General features: G+C 62.1%; 14 protein-coding genes. 9 read left to right on the top strand and 5 right to left on the bottom strand.

Features of this window, described 5'->3' with window-relative positions:
• Positions 1-9: 9 nt before the first annotated feature.
• Together RA25_RS04620 and RA25_RS04615 are read right to left on the bottom strand one after the other, a co-directional pair.
• A complete protein-coding gene (locus RA25_RS04620; RefSeq protein WP_039170526.1) occupies positions 10-810 on the bottom strand; it encodes a TIGR03084 family metal-binding protein in 801 nt (266 codons plus the stop codon).
• A 99-nt stretch (positions 811-909) separates the two neighbouring features.
• Positions 910-2,028, bottom strand: a complete 1,119-nt coding sequence (locus RA25_RS04615) for a THUMP domain-containing class I SAM-dependent RNA methyltransferase (RefSeq protein WP_039170525.1) — start codon at positions 2,026-2,028, stop codon at positions 910-912.
• Positions 2,029-2,295: 267 nt separating this feature from the next.
• Here RA25_RS04615 and RA25_RS04610 point away from each other — a divergent pair, with 267 nt between their 5' ends.
• The 9 genes from RA25_RS04610 to RA25_RS22085 all read left to right on the top strand — a co-directional run bounded on the left by RA25_RS04610 (position 2,296) and on the right by RA25_RS22085 (position 11,898).
• Positions 2,296-4,029: an ABC transporter substrate-binding protein gene (locus RA25_RS04610; protein WP_039170524.1), complete on the top strand. Its 1,734-nt coding sequence runs from the start codon at positions 2,296-2,298 to the stop codon at positions 4,027-4,029.
• A gap of 155 nt (positions 4,030-4,184) precedes the next feature.
• The gene (locus tag RA25_RS04605) at positions 4,185-5,249 is read left to right on the top strand and encodes an ABC transporter ATP-binding protein (RefSeq protein ID WP_039170523.1); all 1,065 of its coding nucleotides are present in this window, start codon (positions 4,185-4,187) and stop codon (positions 5,247-5,249) included.
• A gap of 7 nt (positions 5,250-5,256) precedes the next feature.
• Positions 5,257-6,357: an ABC transporter ATP-binding protein gene (locus RA25_RS04600; RefSeq protein ID WP_019298161.1), complete on the top strand. Its 1,101-nt coding sequence runs from the start codon at positions 5,257-5,259 to the stop codon at positions 6,355-6,357.
• Positions 6,357-7,220, top strand: a complete 864-nt coding sequence (locus tag RA25_RS04595; RefSeq protein ID WP_019298162.1) for a carbohydrate ABC transporter permease — start codon at positions 6,357-6,359, stop codon at positions 7,218-7,220. The genes RA25_RS04600 and RA25_RS04595 overlap by 1 nt, the downstream gene beginning before the upstream one ends.
• 13 nt (positions 7,221-7,233) lie before the next feature.
• A complete protein-coding gene (locus RA25_RS04590; RefSeq protein ID WP_019298163.1) occupies positions 7,234-8,031 on the top strand; it encodes a carbohydrate ABC transporter permease in 798 nt (265 codons plus the stop codon).
• Positions 8,031-8,309 carry a DUF2160 domain-containing protein gene (locus RA25_RS04585; protein WP_019298164.1) on the top strand — a complete coding sequence of 93 codons (279 nt, stop codon included), beginning with the start codon at positions 8,031-8,033 and terminating at the stop codon, positions 8,307-8,309. The genes RA25_RS04590 and RA25_RS04585 overlap by 1 nt, the downstream gene beginning before the upstream one ends.
• 244 nt (positions 8,310-8,553) lie before the next feature.
• On the top strand, positions 8,554-8,970 hold the full coding sequence (locus tag RA25_RS04580; RefSeq protein ID WP_019298165.1) for a BlaI/MecI/CopY family transcriptional regulator: 417 nt from the start codon (positions 8,554-8,556) through the stop codon (positions 8,968-8,970).
• Complete coding sequence (locus RA25_RS04575) at positions 8,960-10,102, top strand: M56 family metallopeptidase (protein ID WP_019298166.1); 1,143 nt, start codon at positions 8,960-8,962, stop codon at positions 10,100-10,102. Before RA25_RS04580 ends, RA25_RS04575 begins: the two co-directional genes overlap by 11 nt.
• A 401-nt stretch (positions 10,103-10,503) precedes the next feature.
• Positions 10,504-11,898 carry a M10 family metallopeptidase C-terminal domain-containing protein gene (locus RA25_RS22085; protein WP_052254159.1) on the top strand — a complete coding sequence of 465 codons (1,395 nt, stop codon included), beginning with the start codon at positions 10,504-10,506 and terminating at the stop codon, positions 11,896-11,898.
• 33 nt (positions 11,899-11,931) lie between these two features.
• Here RA25_RS22085 and RA25_RS04565 read toward each other — a convergent pair whose 3' ends face one another.
• From RA25_RS04565 to RA25_RS04555, 3 genes are read right to left on the bottom strand one after another with little or no spacing between them, the layout of a single operon-like run.
• Entirely contained in the window at positions 11,932-13,029 is a 1,098-nt protein-coding gene (locus tag RA25_RS04565; RefSeq protein ID WP_039170522.1) for a GNAT family N-acetyltransferase, read from the bottom strand.
• Positions 13,030-13,042: 13 nt separating this feature from the next.
• Complete coding sequence (locus tag RA25_RS04560) at positions 13,043-13,978, bottom strand: sulfotransferase family protein (protein WP_082023036.1); 936 nt, start codon at positions 13,976-13,978, stop codon at positions 13,043-13,045.
• A complete protein-coding gene (locus tag RA25_RS04555; protein WP_237754618.1) occupies positions 13,975-15,027 on the bottom strand; it encodes a lipid II:glycine glycyltransferase FemX in 1,053 nt (350 codons plus the stop codon). The genes RA25_RS04560 and RA25_RS04555 overlap by 4 nt, the downstream gene beginning before the upstream one ends.
• Positions 15,028-15,056: the final 29 nt, after the last annotated feature.

Raw genomic sequence — 15,056 nt, 5'->3', positions numbered from 1 at the left:
GCCAAAACTTCAGCGGCCGGTCCTGAAGCGCGCACCCTTGCCGGGCGGGGTTTCCGGCGGTCCGGCAAAGCACTGTGCGATGCGCATCCAGTTTTCCGCTGCTGCACCAACGGCCTGCAGCCGGGTATCCTGGATATTGCGCACTTGAGTGACAACTTGTGCAAACTCCACCGCAGAGCCTTTGATATAGTTCGCGTCCTGCGGGGCATTCCATTCCCAGAGCGCTCCCGAAGGCCCGGTCAGCTGGACAAAGGGCGCTGGCTCCGGCACGTCCAGCCCGCGGTTGCGGAAACTCCAGCCATATGTGGCTACCCCCAGATGCGCAATGTTGCGGATGCGGTCCTGCTCCTGCCGCTCATGCCCCAAGAGGTCGAACACCTCCTGCCCGTGCGCCCAGGTCTCCATCTGCCGTGCTGTGATAGAGCTGAGCGCACTCATGTCCGGCCCGATCCATTTCAGCCGCGCCTTGGGATCTGCCGCAGCGAATGCATCGGCGCAGCGCTCCGCCCCCTCCTGCCAGGCTGCAAGCAGCGCCCGGCCGCTGAGGCCGTCCAGCCAGGGAAACTGGCATTCGAGGATGGTACGCCCAGCTTGCATGTCCTGCAGGACCGGCGCGATGAAGGAGGTAAAGGCACCCTCCCCTTTCAGCGAGGCCTCTGCCGCAGCGTTGAACAGGTGCAGATGCCCCAGCACGTGATCAATGGTCCAGCCTTTGAACTGGGTTTCGCGGTGGAACTCCGCCTCCGGCAGTTCCTCAAGGATGGCCGCCAGGGTGCGGCTTTCGGCGCGGAAATCTTCGGCCTGCTGCATGTGTCCTCCCCAATTCCTCTAAACCGCAGGATAGCCGCGCGAAGCACTGGCCAGGAACAGGGACCATACGTCACGAAAGGTCTTAAAGGGGCGGATGCCTCAGGGAAGCGGATCAGTCTTGAAGAGACGGATTTTCAACCCGCCGTGGGCCACAGGCGCGCCGAACGGCAGGAACGGCAGGTTGGTCGCCTTGGCGAGGCTGGTTTCCGAGGTGACAATGCCCACGCGCCAGCCGGAGAAGCGCTCCGTCAGCACCTGCCCCAACGCGCCGTAAAGGGCATAGAGCAGTTTCTTGTTGCCGATCCGGGCGCCATAGGGCGGGTTGACGATGACTAGGCCCGGCGGGCCATCCGGGCGCTGCAGGTCGCTGACCGCGGCCTGTGCAAATCGGGTGCAATCGTCCACGCCCGCCCGGTCCGCGTTGGCAGCGGCCATCTCCACGGCGCCCGCGTTGCGGTCGGTGCCATGGAACAGGATGTCCGTTTTCCGCGCCTCGCCCTGCTGCTTCAGCTCTGCCCAGGCGTCTGCATCGAAGGTTGCCAGCTGCTCAAAGGCAAAGTTGCGGCTGCGGCCGGGCAGCAGGCCCTTGGCGATCTCTGCCGCCTCGATCACGAAGGTGCCGGAGCCGCACATCGGATCGACCACCGGCTCAGCACCGTTAAAACCGCATTCGCGCAGGAACAGGGAAGCGAGATTTTCCCGCATCGGCGCCTTGCCAACAGCGGATTTGTGGCCACGCTTGTGCAGCCCCTCGCCCGAGGTGTCGACGCTGAAGACGCAGAGGTTGTCCTCGATCCTGAGTTTGACCGTCAGCTCCGCGTCCTTCGTCACAGGGGCGCCGAGAGTCTCAGTAATCGCCTTCTCCACCCGCTGGGTGGCGGCACCAGCATGGTAGATCTTGGATTTCTTGTTGGTGGATACCTCCACCTTCACCGGCACATCCGGGCGCAGCACATCGCCCCAAGGGAACTTGCGCGACCGTTTGTCGAGCTGGGCCAGATGGAAGGCGCGGAATTCGCCGATCCGCGCCAGCACCCGCGCAGCGCCGCGAAAACACAGATTGGCGCGCCAGACCTCGCGCCAATCGCCCTGCACCGTGACCCCGCCCGGGACAGCCTTGGGCGCGGCAAAACCCAGCTCCTTGGCCTCAGCCAGCAGCGCCTGTTCCAGTCCCGGCGGTGCGGTCAGGAAGATCTCGAATGTGCTTTCTTGCGTCATGCTGCCCTCCTTAGACGCAAAGCAGATCCGCGGCGACTGTTTTTTCCGGTCGCGCCATGAGAGAAACTGCCGTTGCGTTACAACCGCAGATGCCGCGCTGCGGCATAGCGTCGACGCTCAACAGAGGAAACAATTTCCAAATAAATTCAATACAATAAGCATTACTAAAAAATTAGTTTGACAATGCAATCCAACCTATGAAAGCTCTATGCCAGTCAGGTGCAGGCAACGCGCAGCTGGCCTCAAGAGACTTTCAGGGAGGAAGAGATGCGTAAGTATCTTCTCTCCGCAGCAGCCGTTTGTGCGGTGGTTGCGGGATCAATTGGCTATGCCGACGAAATGGCGGCCAAAAAATGGATTGATGAAGAATTCCAGCCGTCGGCTTTGACCAAGGATGAACAGCTGTCAGAGATGCAGTGGTTCATCAAGGCCGCGGAACCTTACAAAGGCATGGAGATCAACGTGCTGTCGGAAGGCATTCCGACGCATAGCTATGAATCCGAAGTGCTGACCAAAGCGTTTGAGGAAATCACCGGCATCAAGGTGAACCACCAGATCCTGGGTGAGGGCGAGGTCGTCCAGGCCGTGCAGACCCAGATGCAGACCAAGCGGAACCTCTATGACGGCTACGTCAATGACTCCGACCTGATCGGCACCCACTCGCGCCTGCAGCTGGCGTACAACCTGACCGACATGATGGCAGGCGAGTTCAAGGACGTGACCAATCCCGGCCTCGACCTGGATGACTTCATGGGCACCCAGTTCACCACCGGCCCGGACGGCGACCTGTACCAGCTGCCCGACCAGCAGTTCGCGAACCTCTACTGGTTCCGCAAGGACTGGTTCGACCGCGAAGACCTGCAGGCCGCGTTCAAGGAGAAATACGGCTATGACCTGGGCGTTCCGGTCAACTGGTCCGCGTATGAGGACATCGCCGAGTTCTTCAGCACGCAGGTCAAGGAAATCGACGGCACCGCGATCTATGGCCACATGGATTACGGCAAGCGCGCGCCGGACCTTGGCTGGCGGATGACCGATGCGTGGCTGTCAATGGCCGGTGCCGGCTCGAAAGGTGAGCCGAACGGGGTGCCGATCGACGAATGGGGCATCCGCATGGAAGAAGGCTCCTGCAACCCGGCTGGTGCCAGCGTGACCCGCGGCGGCGCCGCCAACGGCCCGGCAGCGGTCTATGCGATCCGCAAGTGGGACGAATGGCTGCGCAAATACGCGCCTCCGGGTGCCGCGTCCTATGACTTCTACCAGTCGCTGCCGGCACTGGCACAGGGCAACGTGGCACAGCAGATCTTCTGGTACACCGCCTTCACCGCCGACATGGTGAAGCCGCAGTCCGAAGGCAACAACACGGTCGACGGCGACGGCAACCCGCTGTGGCGGATGGCGCCCAGCCCGCACGGCCCCTACTGGGAAGAAGGCCAGAAGGTCGGCTATCAGGACGTGGGCTCCTGGACCTTCCTCAAGTCCACCCCGCTGGACCGTGCCCAGGCGGCCTGGCTCTATGCCCAGTTCGTGGTGTCCAAGACCGTGGACGTGAAGAAATCGCACGTTGGTCTGACCTTCATCCGCGACTCTTCCGTGAACCACGAGAGCTTCACCGAGCGCGCACCCAAGCTGGGCGGCCTGGTCGAGTTCTACCGCTCGCCTGACCGTGTGGCATGGTCGCCGACCGGCATCAACGTGCCGGACTATCCGAAGCTGGCCCAGATCTGGTGGCAGCAGATCGGTGACGTGAACTCCGGCGCCTTCACGCCGCAGGAAGCGATGGACCGTCTGGCCGAGGAAATGGACATCACCATGGGCCGTATGCAGCGTGCGGACGAGCAGGCGAATGTCTATGGCGGCTGCGGCCCGCGTCTGAACGAAGAGAAAGACGCGGAATGGTGGTACGCCAATGGCGGCGCCAAAGCCCCGCTGGAAAACGAGAAGCCGCAGGGCCAGACCGTCAACTATGACGAGCTGGTGGCCCGCTGGGCAACCAACTAAGGCCTCCTCCCGGCCCGGCCAACGATCCCCATCATCTGGCCGGGCTATCCTGGCCCCGGAGACCCTCTTCCGTCATCCGGGGCCATCTTCCCCAAGATCAGAGCGCGCCCCTGCCCCGCGCGCGAACAGGCCGCCTGCCAGAAAGTCAAAGCAAGATGGCACTCGAACTCAAGGGTGTGACCAAGCGCGTCGGCGCCATTCAGCACATCAAGGAAACCTCCCTGCTGCTGGAGCCCGGTCACTTTAACGTCCTCCTCGGCGCCACCGGCTCCGGAAAGACCTCACTCATTAAACTGATGGCGGGCCTCGACCCGATGGCCAGCGGCCAGGTGCTGATGGATGGCGAGGATGTCAGCCGTCTCAGCACTCAGAAGCGCAACATCAGCCTGGTGCATCAGTTCTTCATCAACTACCCGCATATGACGGTTTTCGAAAATATCGCCTCGCCGCTGAAGGTGGCTGGAATGGCGAAGTCGGAAATCGAAGGCCGCGTCGAAGAGGCTGCGGAAATCCTGCAGCTGAAACCGATGCTGCACCGCCGCCCGCACGAGCTGTCCGGCGGTCAGCAGCAGCGCTGCGCCCTGGCCCGTGCAATCGCCAAGGAAAGCCGCGCGGTGTTCCTGGATGAGCCGCTGGCCAACCTCGACTACAAACTGCGCGAGGAGCTGCGCGACCAGCTGCCCGAACTGTTTGCAGGCCGCGGTGCGGTGGTGGTCTATGCGACCTCGGAACCGGAAGAGGCGCTGCTTCTGGGCGGCAAGACCGCGCTAATGCGCGACGGCCGCGTGACCCAGTTCGGCCCCACCGCAGAGATCTATCGCAACCCCGGCAATGTCGATGCGGCGCGGGTGTTCTCCGATCCGCCGATCAACACCGCCGAGATCACCAAGCAGGGCAGCATGGCCCGCTTGGGCGCCGGCGTCACCTGGGAGCTGGCTGGCGACGCAGCCGGTCTGGCCGATGGCACCTATACCATCGCGATCCGCCCGCACCATGTGTTGCCGCAGCCCCGCAACGGCGCTGATGTGCAGCTGTCAGGCCAGGTGCAGGTGACAGAACTCTCCGGCTCTGAAAGCTCTGCCCATTTCGACATGGGCTCCGGCAGCTGGGTCTCGCTGGCCCACGGCGTCCACCCCTACCAGGTGGGTGAGCTGCACGACTTCTACATGGACCCCGCGCAGGCATATTTCTTTGCCCCCGACGGCAGCCGCGCGGCGTGAGGCATCAATGGCTAAAATAACTCTCTCCAAACTGCGCCACAGCTACCTTTCGACGCCGAAATCCGACTCGGATTACGCGCTGAAGGAAATCGACCTCGACTGGACCGACGGCGGCGCCTATGCACTGCTCGGTCCCTCAGGCTGCGGCAAATCCACCCTCTTGAACATCATTTCGGGCCTGCTGGTGCCGTCCGAGGGCCAGATCCTGTTCGACGGCAAGGACGTCACCGCCCTGCCCCCGGACCAGCGTAACATCGCCCAGGTGTTCCAGTTCCCGGTGATCTACGACACCATGACGGTCTACGATAACCTGGCTTTCCCGCTGCGCAACCGCGGCCGGGATGAGGCCACCGTGCACCAGCGGGTGATGGCAATTGCCGAGATGCTCGAAGTCACCGAGATGCTGGAGCAGAAGGCAGCAGGCCTCAGCCCCGACAACAAGCAGAAGATCTCGATGGGCCGCGGCCTGGTGCGCGAGGACGTCAACGTGGTGATGTTCGACGAGCCGCTCACCGTGATCGACCCGCATCTGAAGTGGAAGCTGCGCTCCAAGCTGAAGGAGCTGCACCAGCGGGTGAAGGCGACGATGATCTACGTCACCCACGACCAGACCGAGGCGCTGACCTTCGCCGATCAGGTGGTGGTGATGCAGCTGGGCGAGGTGGTGCAGATCGGCACGCCGGTGGAGCTGTTCGAGCGCCCCGCGCATACGTTTGTCGGCCATTTCATCGGCTCGCCCGGGATGAACATCCTGCCCTGCGAAGTGCAGCACGGTGCGGCCGTGTTTGCCGGTCAGCAGATTGCGCTGGAAGGCCCCGTACAGGGCGCCGCAAACGGCCGGACCGAGATCGGCATCCGCCCGGAGTTCGTGTCGCTGGCAGGCGACGGCTTGCCTGCCACGGTCACCAAGGTCTCTGACATCGGCCGCCACACGGTGGTGGAATGCGAGGCCGGCGGCTGCCGCATCAACGCCGTGACCGAAGGCGCCGCGCCGCAAAAGGGCAGCGCTGTGCATCTGGCCTTCCGCCAGGACATGACCCGGCTTTATGTGGACGGCTGGCTTGCCACCGCCCCGGCCAATGCCACCGGTGAACAAGGAGCAGCCTGATGAAAACCGAAAACCAGAAAGCCTGGTTCTTTGTCCTGCCAGTGCTGGCGCTGGTCGCCTTCAACGCGCTCATTCCGATGATGACGGTGGTCAACTACTCAGTGCAGGAGACTTTTGGCGACAACGTGTTCTTCTGGCAGGGCCTGGACTGGTTCCAGCAGATCCTGCGCTCTGACCGCTTCCACGCGGCGCTTGGCCGCCAGTTCCTGTTCACTTTCCTGATCCTGATCATCGAGGTGCCGCTGGGCATCGCCATTGCACTGTCGATGCCGCGCAAGGGGTTCTGGGTGCCGGTCTGCTTGGTGCTGATGGCGCTGCCGATGCTGATCCCGTGGAACGTCGTCGGCGCGATGTGGAACATCTTCACCCTGCCCGACATTGGCCTCTTGGGCTATTTCCTGAACCATGTGCTGGGCATCTCCTATGACATGACGCAGGATCCGGTTGCAGCATGGGTGACCATCGTCACCATGGACGTCTGGCACTGGACCTCGCTGGTGGTGCTGCTGAGTTATGCCGGCCTGGTGTCGATCCCCGACGCCTATTACCAGGCGGCCAAGATCGACGGCGCCTCCAACTGGGCGGTGTTCCGGTTCATCCAGTTGCCCAAGATGAAAACAGTGCTGACCATCGCCATCCTGTTGCGCTTCATGGACAGCTTCAACATCTACACCGAGCCGTTTGTGCTGACCGGCGGCGGTCCCGGCAACTCCACCACGCTCTTGTCGATCGACCTGGTGAAAATCGCGCTTGGCCAGTTCGACCTCGGCCCCGCCGCTGCCATGTCGCTCATCTATTTTGCAATCACGCTCCTGGTCTCCTGGCTGTTCTACACGCTGATGACCAAGGACGATCTGAACTAAGGGAGGGATCCAGATGCAGAAACGATCCATCGTCCCCATCGTCTATATCCTGTTCCTGATGCTGCCGATCTATTGGCTGGTGGCGATGAGCTTCAAGACGACCAATGAAATCCTGTCGGGCTTCTCGCTGTTCCCGCAGACTTTCACGCTGGACAATTACGCAACCATCTTCACCGATCCCAGCTGGTACTGGGGCTACATCAACTCGATCGCCTACGTGTCGATCAACACGGTGATCTCCATCGCGGTGGCGCTGCCGGCGGCCTATGCCTTCAGCCGCTACCGGTTCCTGGGCGACAAGCAGCTGTTCTTCTGGCTGCTGACCAACCGGATGGCGCCTGCCGCGGTGTTCGCGCTGCCGTTCTTCCAGCTCTATTCCGCGGTGGAGCTGTTCGACACCCATCTGGCGGTGGCGCTGGCGCACTGCCTGTTCAATATCCCGCTGGCGGTGTGGATCCTGGAGGGCTTCATGGGCGGCGTGCCCAAGGAGCTGGACGAAACCGCATTTGTCGACGGTTATTCCTTCCCGCGCTTCTTCGCGACGATCTTTATCCCGTCGATCAAGGCAGGCGTGGGTGTGGCGGCCTTCTTCTGCTTCATGTTCTCCTGGGTGGAGCTGCTGCTGGCCAAGACCCTGACCGCCGTTGCCGCCAAGCCGATTGCCGCCACCATGACCAAGACCGCCTCCAGCGCGGGTTATGAACTGGGGCTGCTGGCGGCTGCGGGAACTCTGACAATCATTCCGGGCGCCATCGTGATCTGGTTTGTCCGCAACTACATCGCGAAGGGTTTCGCGATGGGGAGGGTGTAATGCTTTCATGGATGGCCTGGACCTGGCCCACTGCCCTGTTGTTCATCGGTATCTTCAGCGCCATCGGCGTGCTGATCATCGCCGAAATCCGCCACCCCGGCGGCGCGGCCCGCAAAGGCGTGCTCGGCCTCACCACCACCCGCGGCGACCGGCTGTTCATCAGCCTATTGGGCACCTCCTACATCTTCCTGGCCTGGCTGGGACTGGTGGGGATGCCCTTGTGGTGGCCGCTGGGGCTGTCGGTTGCCTGGGGCATCTTCTGCTTCTGGAAGGTTTGACCCGCGACCTCAAACAAAGTCGGGACAGGCCTTGAAGGCAAACCCGTCCTTCAAGGCCGTCTCAGCCAAGACCCCGAACGGATGCGCCAGGCACCATCGCGAATACTGGCCATCACCCTGCAACCTGCTGAGAAGACTCGCGCGGCAGCGCACATTGTGACAACAAAAGCCCCGCTGCCGCGCATCTTCTAAAAAAATAGTTTTCACGGAAGCCTGCTTCCCCTAGCATGACTGGAACGATCACATGAGCCGGACTGCCGAGGCGATGCGCAAGAAACACGACACTTCCCTGCTGACCGAGGTTGAGCTGGAATTCATGACCGTGGTCTGGGACATGGGCGGCGGCACCGTGCGTGATATCCTTGCCGAGCTGAACAAGATGCAGGAACGCGCCTACACTTCGGTGGCCACGGTTCTCAAGATCATGGAACAGAAGGGCTTTCTCACCAGCGAGCGCAAGGATCGCTCCCTGGTGTACCGCCCCGCCGTTCCCAAGGCAGAGTATCAGAAAACATCTCTGAAAAACCTTTCGAGCAAGCTTTTCAACGGCGCGCCCGCCGCATTGGTGGCGCGGCTGGTCGATGATGAGGATGTGACCGACGAGATGCTCGAGGAGATGCGGGCGCTCTTGGAGGAAAGGCTGGGGGATAATGAACGCTGATGTTCTGCTGAATGCCTATATTGATCTGAATATCCTGCTGCTGGCGGGCACCCTGTTGTGGTTCGCCGCCCGCAAGGCGCTGGCGCGCAGTCCGCTGGGGCGCGCCTACCGGCCGCAGCTGCGGCTGCTGAACGGAATGACGGTACTGCTGGCGGCCTCGCCGCTGCTGATCCTAGCGTTTACCCGCTTTGTCATCGCCCATCCGCCTAATTTCTCTGACATGCTGGTTTCGCAGTATCTGCAGGGCAATGTCAGCATGAGTGCCGGAACTTTTGAGGCCACCCTCGGCCTGCGCGAAGATGCGGTACGCGGCCTCACCAGCCTGCAACCCGGCTGGGCGCAGGCCGTTGCAGCGGCTTTTGCTGTTGGGGCGCTCATCTGCCTGGCGCATGTGGCGGCCTCTGTCTTCCGCCTGCGGCAAAACCTGGCCGGCTCCTTCCTTTGGAAACGCATTGGCCGGGTACAGCTGATGGTGTCCGATGACATCCGCGTGGCCTATTCCACCCGAGGGCTGCTGCGGCGCTACGTGGTGCTGCCCTCGGCATTGCTGAATGATCCGCGTGACCTGCGCCTGACCATCGCGCATGAGCTGCAGCACTTCCGCCAACGCGACATCGAATGCGAGTTTCTGCTGGAGCTTCTGCGCCCCGCCCTATTCTGGAATCCCGCCTTCTACCTTTGGCGGCGCGAGGTGCGTCTGTTGCGCGAATTTGCCTGCGACCAGGCGCTGATGGCGCGGCCTGCGTTTGATGTGCGCGCCTATTGCGAATGCCTGATCCGTGCCTGTGCCCTTGCCGCGCGCGGCCCGGCACTGTTCACCCGCCGCAGCCCCGCTGTGGCGCTGGTAGACCGCCGCGAAACCCGCCGCGGAGCCTCCCTGCAACGCCGCATCATTGCGGTGACAGCGGTTCAGCCGCGGGGGCCGAACTCCCTTGGCTGGGGGCTGGTCTCTTTGACGATGGCCGGGGTGGTGCTGGCGACGGCGGTGCTGCTGCAACGCCCCAGCGACTGGAGCCATGACCGCATCATGCTGTCGACGATCGTCAACCTGGAGCGCATGGCCAGCCGCAACAGCACTCCGGAGCTTGCCGTCAGTGCCCTGAACGGCGGTTTTGCTGTGCCAAGCCAGTAACTCTCCCGGCCAGTCGCCACCTGTGAACACAGTGATCTTGGCAGGTGGCACCGGGAGCTGCCACCAGTCAACTTAAAGACGCGATCTTGCGCAGACGATCCACCCTTTCAAGAAAAAAACTCCGTTGCTCCCCCTCTGAGAGAGGTCAGCGCGGCGGAAAATGACTGCTTCAGCGCGGCGCGAAGCGGGAAACATGCGTTCTTAGCCCCCGAAAACTGACGCTAAACCGCTTCAACCCCAGGCGGTTAGCGCCTTTGTCAGCGGGTTTTCACCTTTCATCTGCATGTATTTGGCAGGTTCCCGCTGTGGCAGCAGCACGGCGGAGCCTGAGGGTTTTCTTTTGGTACATGCCAAGTCCACAACAAGCGCAAGTGTTAGCTTACGGGTAAAAGGTGACGGGCATGTACCAGACGGACTACAAACCGATTGGCGGATACGGCCAATTCAATACTATTCTTCAGCTTCAGGACGGCCGCATCGACATCTCGGAAGATGGCAGCGTTTCCCTGATGCGGGCAGGATCGGCAGGCGAAAAGGTTGGCAAGTCGGCCTACAGCACTGCAATCAATTCAACTGACGCCTCCGGTCTGATCACCGCCGAGTTTGAGTTCATGATCCCGGATGGCAATCCGCTGAGCCATATTTATCTGGCAGACCTTGAGAGCAACGCCTCTAGCAGCGGGTTCAACCCGGGTGTGCGAATTCAAGTCCGTGACGGGTTGATCCGGGTCGAACGCGGCAAGATCGGTATCAAAGAGTTGTGGCCGGCGGATCAGGATGAACTGCTGCAGACCGGAAAATGGTACACTTTGAAGATCGTCATGCGTCCCGGTGATCAAAACAGCGGAGAAATTCAGCTGTATCTGGATGGTAAGCTCGTCGTGGACGAGCAGGGCCAGACCATGGACACGCGCTATGCCAATGGGGAAATCGACCGCGTTCAAATCGGCCTTACCGCCAACGTAAACGACTATGACGCGGCCTTGGCGGTTCGGAATGCCGAAATCACCGTTGACCATCCTGGCACTGGCAATGATGGCCACTACAGCCTGAACCCGCTGGATGCGCTTCAGCACTCGGTTGGCATTTACCGCAATGGCACCGAAGCTGACCCCGTATATGTCAGCGAAATCAATCCGGATCAGCCTTCAACACCCGAACCGCCGGTGGAAGAACCCGGTTTTAACACCATTACCGGCACCCCGAACGACGATGTTCTGAAGGGAACCGGCAATGCTGATGCCGTTCGAGCATTCAATGGCAGGGACTGGCTTGATGGGGCCGGAGGCAGCGATCTGCTTCGGGGCGGTGGTGGACTTGACACCATCTCTGGCGGCAGCGGCGATGATACAGTTTATGGCGGAACCCGTGGTGACAGGCTGTATGGCGACTCTGGCCAAGACGAAGTTCACGGAGGGAAGGGCTACGACCAGATTCACGGCGGAGGCGGTGAGGACAAGCTGTTCGGCGGCAACGGAAAGGACAAGCTTTTCGGAGGCAATGGCCAGGACGTGCTGTACGGCGGCGCCGGTGAGGACACGCTAAAGGGGGGCAGCGGTAATGATACCTTCACGTTCAAAACCGGGGCGGGCCAGGACATCATCACTGATTTTGCAGTGGGTTCCGACCAGGTGCACCTTGATTTCACCTCGGCGGAACTGAACGCGCTGCGGTTTCGGAATGTTGCAGGCGAAGACGGCGGGGTGCTGATTATACAGGGGGAAGACAGCCTTCTGCTTCAGGGGGTAAGCTACTCTGATCTGTCCAGCAGCGACTTTCTGCTGAACGGGTCCTGAGCAGGGGTTGCTGCCGTCCTGCCCATCCCTGTTTCAGGTCCGCGGGCGGGGTTTTCCTGATCTGAGAGATTGACGCAGAAGCTGCAACTGGCTGGCAGTCTCCAGACGCAGACGCGCGCCCAGGCTGGCACGGCTGATACGCAGGCTGCAGGTTTGCATCCGGCTGTTTGCCATCCGCTTGAGGTTATGACGCGCGGACCAGAGATTGAAGGACACAGCCCCCTCATCCAAGCTGTGTTTGATAGACTTGAACATCAGGGCGGTACCGGCCCCCAGCTCGCCCCCGTTGGGCGTAAGGGCTGTGAAGTAACCGTGATGCGTTCCGCCCCGGTCTGCCAGATTGAAAACAAAGGCAACAGGCTGCCCCCGGAGTGAAGCCGACAAGAACCGCAGTGTTCCGTCCCTTGCGCAGCCGCGAATCTGGTCTTCGTATAGCTGTAAGCCGACGTGGCGCATGCGCGGGCAATTCTTCCAGCTGGCAGACACCACCGCCCTAAGCACGTTTACCGCGGCCTCCGGGTCATCGTCAGGCGGGCTCAGGCAGACTTCGCAGCTGGCTGCCAGTTTCCGCTCGGCTGAACGCAGGTTGCGGCGGTTCTTGCTGCTGAGCTGTGCCTCCAGCTCAGCGCCGCTTGCCACGCCTTCTACCAGGTAATAGCCCAAGCCGGCACGGTTCCCGACGCAGTACCCCCCCCGTTCAAATGCCTGAGCCAGACAGCGGCCCAGGCGGTTGCCCTCCGGCAAATTTTCAAAGGTAAGGTCCAGCCAGCGCATCTGTTCCAAGGCCTGAACCAAGGCCGAGGACAATTCCTGCTGGTCCAGCTGCGGGTCAAACAGCAGATCAAAAGCCGGGGATGACCCGTAAACAGGCGGCCCTGCGCGCCAAGCCAAGGCCGCTTTCCAGTCGCGCCGGCGGAACAGCGGCAGGAAGGCGGCCAGGTCCCCGCCCCGCCACAGACACAAGCACACAGGTCTTTGCCCTTCGGCAATTGCAGCACGTGCCCACGGCAGGAAAAAGCCTGGCCTGTCAAAGGCACCGGCGCCTGCCGCCGAAGACAGGGCCGTCAGCTGCCCGTCCAGCGCCTGCAGTTCAGGCAGGCTGCAAGCAACTTCGGCACGCAGTGTCGGCATTCAGGTTTCCTCCTTATTCTGCCGGATCCCGGGACCAGGCGTCCCGCGGGGGGCCATTCACGGTTGCCGGCCAGACCCAGACAGGAAAGTCTGCCGGCCGCCGGCTGGCACGCCGCCGCTGAGCTGCTGCAAGCAGCGTCTGCGGCACGCCATAGGCAATCAATTGCGCGGCCTTTGCGACAGCCAGATCCGCCGCCGTCAGTGCCTGTTTGCGCTGGTCCCGGCTGGCAAAGCTGGAGTTCGGAGCATATTCCGGCGGCCGGATGCTGTCCGCCTCCAGCCCGGCGGCCGCGAGCACCGGTGCCAGTACCTTGCCCGGATCGGCGCGCAGGGTTTCATAGTCCGCCAAAAAGACGCGTTTACTGCCCAGTTGCCGCTGCAGCTGGCGCATGCAGCGCTGATGAAACACATTCGAAGCACAGGCCCGCCCGATCAGAAGTGCGCGCCACGGGTAAGATGGCGGACGGCGGCCATAGGACCACAGCCGCGATCTCAGGAAGCCCGGGTTGCCGCGGCTCACGCATAAAAACAGTGCTCTGGGCACAGCCTTGGCTATATCTGGCCCCAGCAGGGTGTGGTGCGGCGATTTCTCAACCCAGGCCATTGCGTTCTGCCGTTGCGACAGCGCTTCCATAACCCCGCAGAACAATTCTGCAGGGCTGGCGCTGGCTTCGGCTGCCTGCTCTCCCCACCTGCGCGATAACCCGCATAGCCGGTAGTATTCGCTGCGCAGGAAATCCCCTGCTGCATCGGCGCGCCAGCCAGCACTTGGCCAAGGCTCCATGGCTGGTGCGAAATGCGAGAAGAAAATACTTTCATGCACCCCGTGGTGACGCTCCGCCGCCACGGCGGCAACTCCGGGTTGCGCCGCCAGCAGATTGGCAGCCAAAGTGGTGCCGGAGCGCTGCAAACCCAGAACAAAAATGGGCATGGCACGATGCGTGGTCATACGCCCGCCCCCGCCTGCTGCCGCAACCCGCGGCACGCGCGGCGCAGGTTGAACAGCAGAGCATGGCTGGGCTGGCGCAGCGGCAGAACATAGGCCGGCACCAGCGGCACTGCTTCCGGCCTGAAAGCTGACTTGAACTGCGCGCGGTTTCTGGCCCCACCGGAAACTTCCGCGCCGCCAGCGTCAGGCACGCTCACAGCACCGGCCATGTCATATTGCGCAAACCCCTGCGCCTGGGCGGTTTTCATGGCCTCCCAGACGAGCGGATACCCTGCAGCCGCACTGGAATGCTCCTCACAACGCGCGAGGGCCAGCCAGAACGCCCGGCTGCCATCGGCAATCATGACATGCCCGGCCACAAGCTTTCCCCGCTGCCAAGCCAAAAGAAACGCGCCCTTGTTCCGCGTCATCTGCCATTGCGACTCTACCGGCGGCACAGATTCCAGACCCAATCCGCGCGCGCGAAAGAATGCCTTCATCAGCGGTTTGAACTGCAGGGCTTCTTCCAGGCTTGCAGCAGGGCGCACCTCAATCCCTGCCTTTTGCGCATTGCGGATCTGCCTGCGGCAGCGCTGCTTCAGCCTGGATTGCAAATCCTCTGCGGAGCCGTGCAATCCGACCAGCGCCGTTTCCGTGTGTTGAGATTGAGCACCAACTGGCAGCCGGACACAGCCTGCGGCCTGTAACATTTCACAGACTCTCTGGACTTCCACTTCACCGCTCCAGCGCGGGTTGAGCTGCATCGAGCAGCAGCCTTCGCGGCGCAAACGCGCTGCAAAGGCTGGCAGTACTTGCGCCAGCGCCTCCGGCGTCCTGGTAACAGGCCCGCGCCGGAAACTAGCAAAGTACCGCCCCGGCGCGAGCCATGATAGACGCGCGACGCCAAAGCCGGCGATGCCGCCATCCGGGTAGCATGCAGTCAGCACAAGATAACGGTGGCGCGGCGGCGGCGGGCAGACAGTGGCAAAATCAGGAGACTGCAGCCAGGTAGCGGGCGGGCAATCCTGGAGGAAAGCTTCGACACTGCTGCTGGCCGCAGATTGCGGCACCTGATCCAAACTGACATGGATTTCTGCAT

The sequence above is a fragment of the Leisingera sp. ANG-S5 genome, assembly GCF_000813925.1.
In the GTDB taxonomy this organism is placed as follows: Bacteria; Pseudomonadota; Alphaproteobacteria; order Rhodobacterales; family Rhodobacteraceae; genus Leisingera.
This window is presented reverse-complemented; position numbering and strand designations above follow the sequence as displayed.

Bases quoted from the DNA above. Each gene is read 5' to 3' on its own strand.
- RA25_RS04620 (WP_039170526.1), bottom strand. From the start codon at position 810: ATGCAGCAGGCCGAAGATTTCCGCGCCGAAAGCCGCACCCTGGCGGCC.
- RA25_RS04615 (WP_039170525.1), bottom strand. From the start codon at position 2,028: ATGACGCAAGAAAGCACATTCGAGATCTTCCTGACCGCACCGCCGGGA.
- RA25_RS04610 (WP_039170524.1), top strand. From the start codon at position 2,296: ATGCGTAAGTATCTTCTCTCCGCAGCAGCCGTTTGTGCGGTGGTTGCG.
- RA25_RS04605 (WP_039170523.1), top strand. From the start codon at position 4,185: ATGGCACTCGAACTCAAGGGTGTGACCAAGCGCGTCGGCGCCATTCAG.
- RA25_RS04600 (WP_019298161.1), top strand. From the start codon at position 5,257: ATGGCTAAAATAACTCTCTCCAAACTGCGCCACAGCTACCTTTCGACG.
- RA25_RS04595 (WP_019298162.1), top strand. From the start codon at position 6,357: ATGAAAACCGAAAACCAGAAAGCCTGGTTCTTTGTCCTGCCAGTGCTG.
- RA25_RS04590 (WP_019298163.1), top strand. From the start codon at position 7,234: ATGCAGAAACGATCCATCGTCCCCATCGTCTATATCCTGTTCCTGATG.
- RA25_RS04585 (WP_019298164.1), top strand. From the start codon at position 8,031: ATGCTTTCATGGATGGCCTGGACCTGGCCCACTGCCCTGTTGTTCATC.
- RA25_RS04580 (WP_019298165.1), top strand. From the start codon at position 8,554: ATGAGCCGGACTGCCGAGGCGATGCGCAAGAAACACGACACTTCCCTG.
- RA25_RS04575 (WP_019298166.1), top strand. From the start codon at position 8,960: ATGAACGCTGATGTTCTGCTGAATGCCTATATTGATCTGAATATCCTG.
- RA25_RS22085 (WP_052254159.1), top strand. From the start codon at position 10,504: ATGTACCAGACGGACTACAAACCGATTGGCGGATACGGCCAATTCAAT.
- RA25_RS04565 (WP_039170522.1), bottom strand. From the start codon at position 13,029: ATGCCGACACTGCGTGCCGAAGTTGCTTGCAGCCTGCCTGAACTGCAG.
- RA25_RS04560 (WP_082023036.1), bottom strand. From the start codon at position 13,978: ATGACCACGCATCGTGCCATGCCCATTTTTGTTCTGGGTTTGCAGCGC.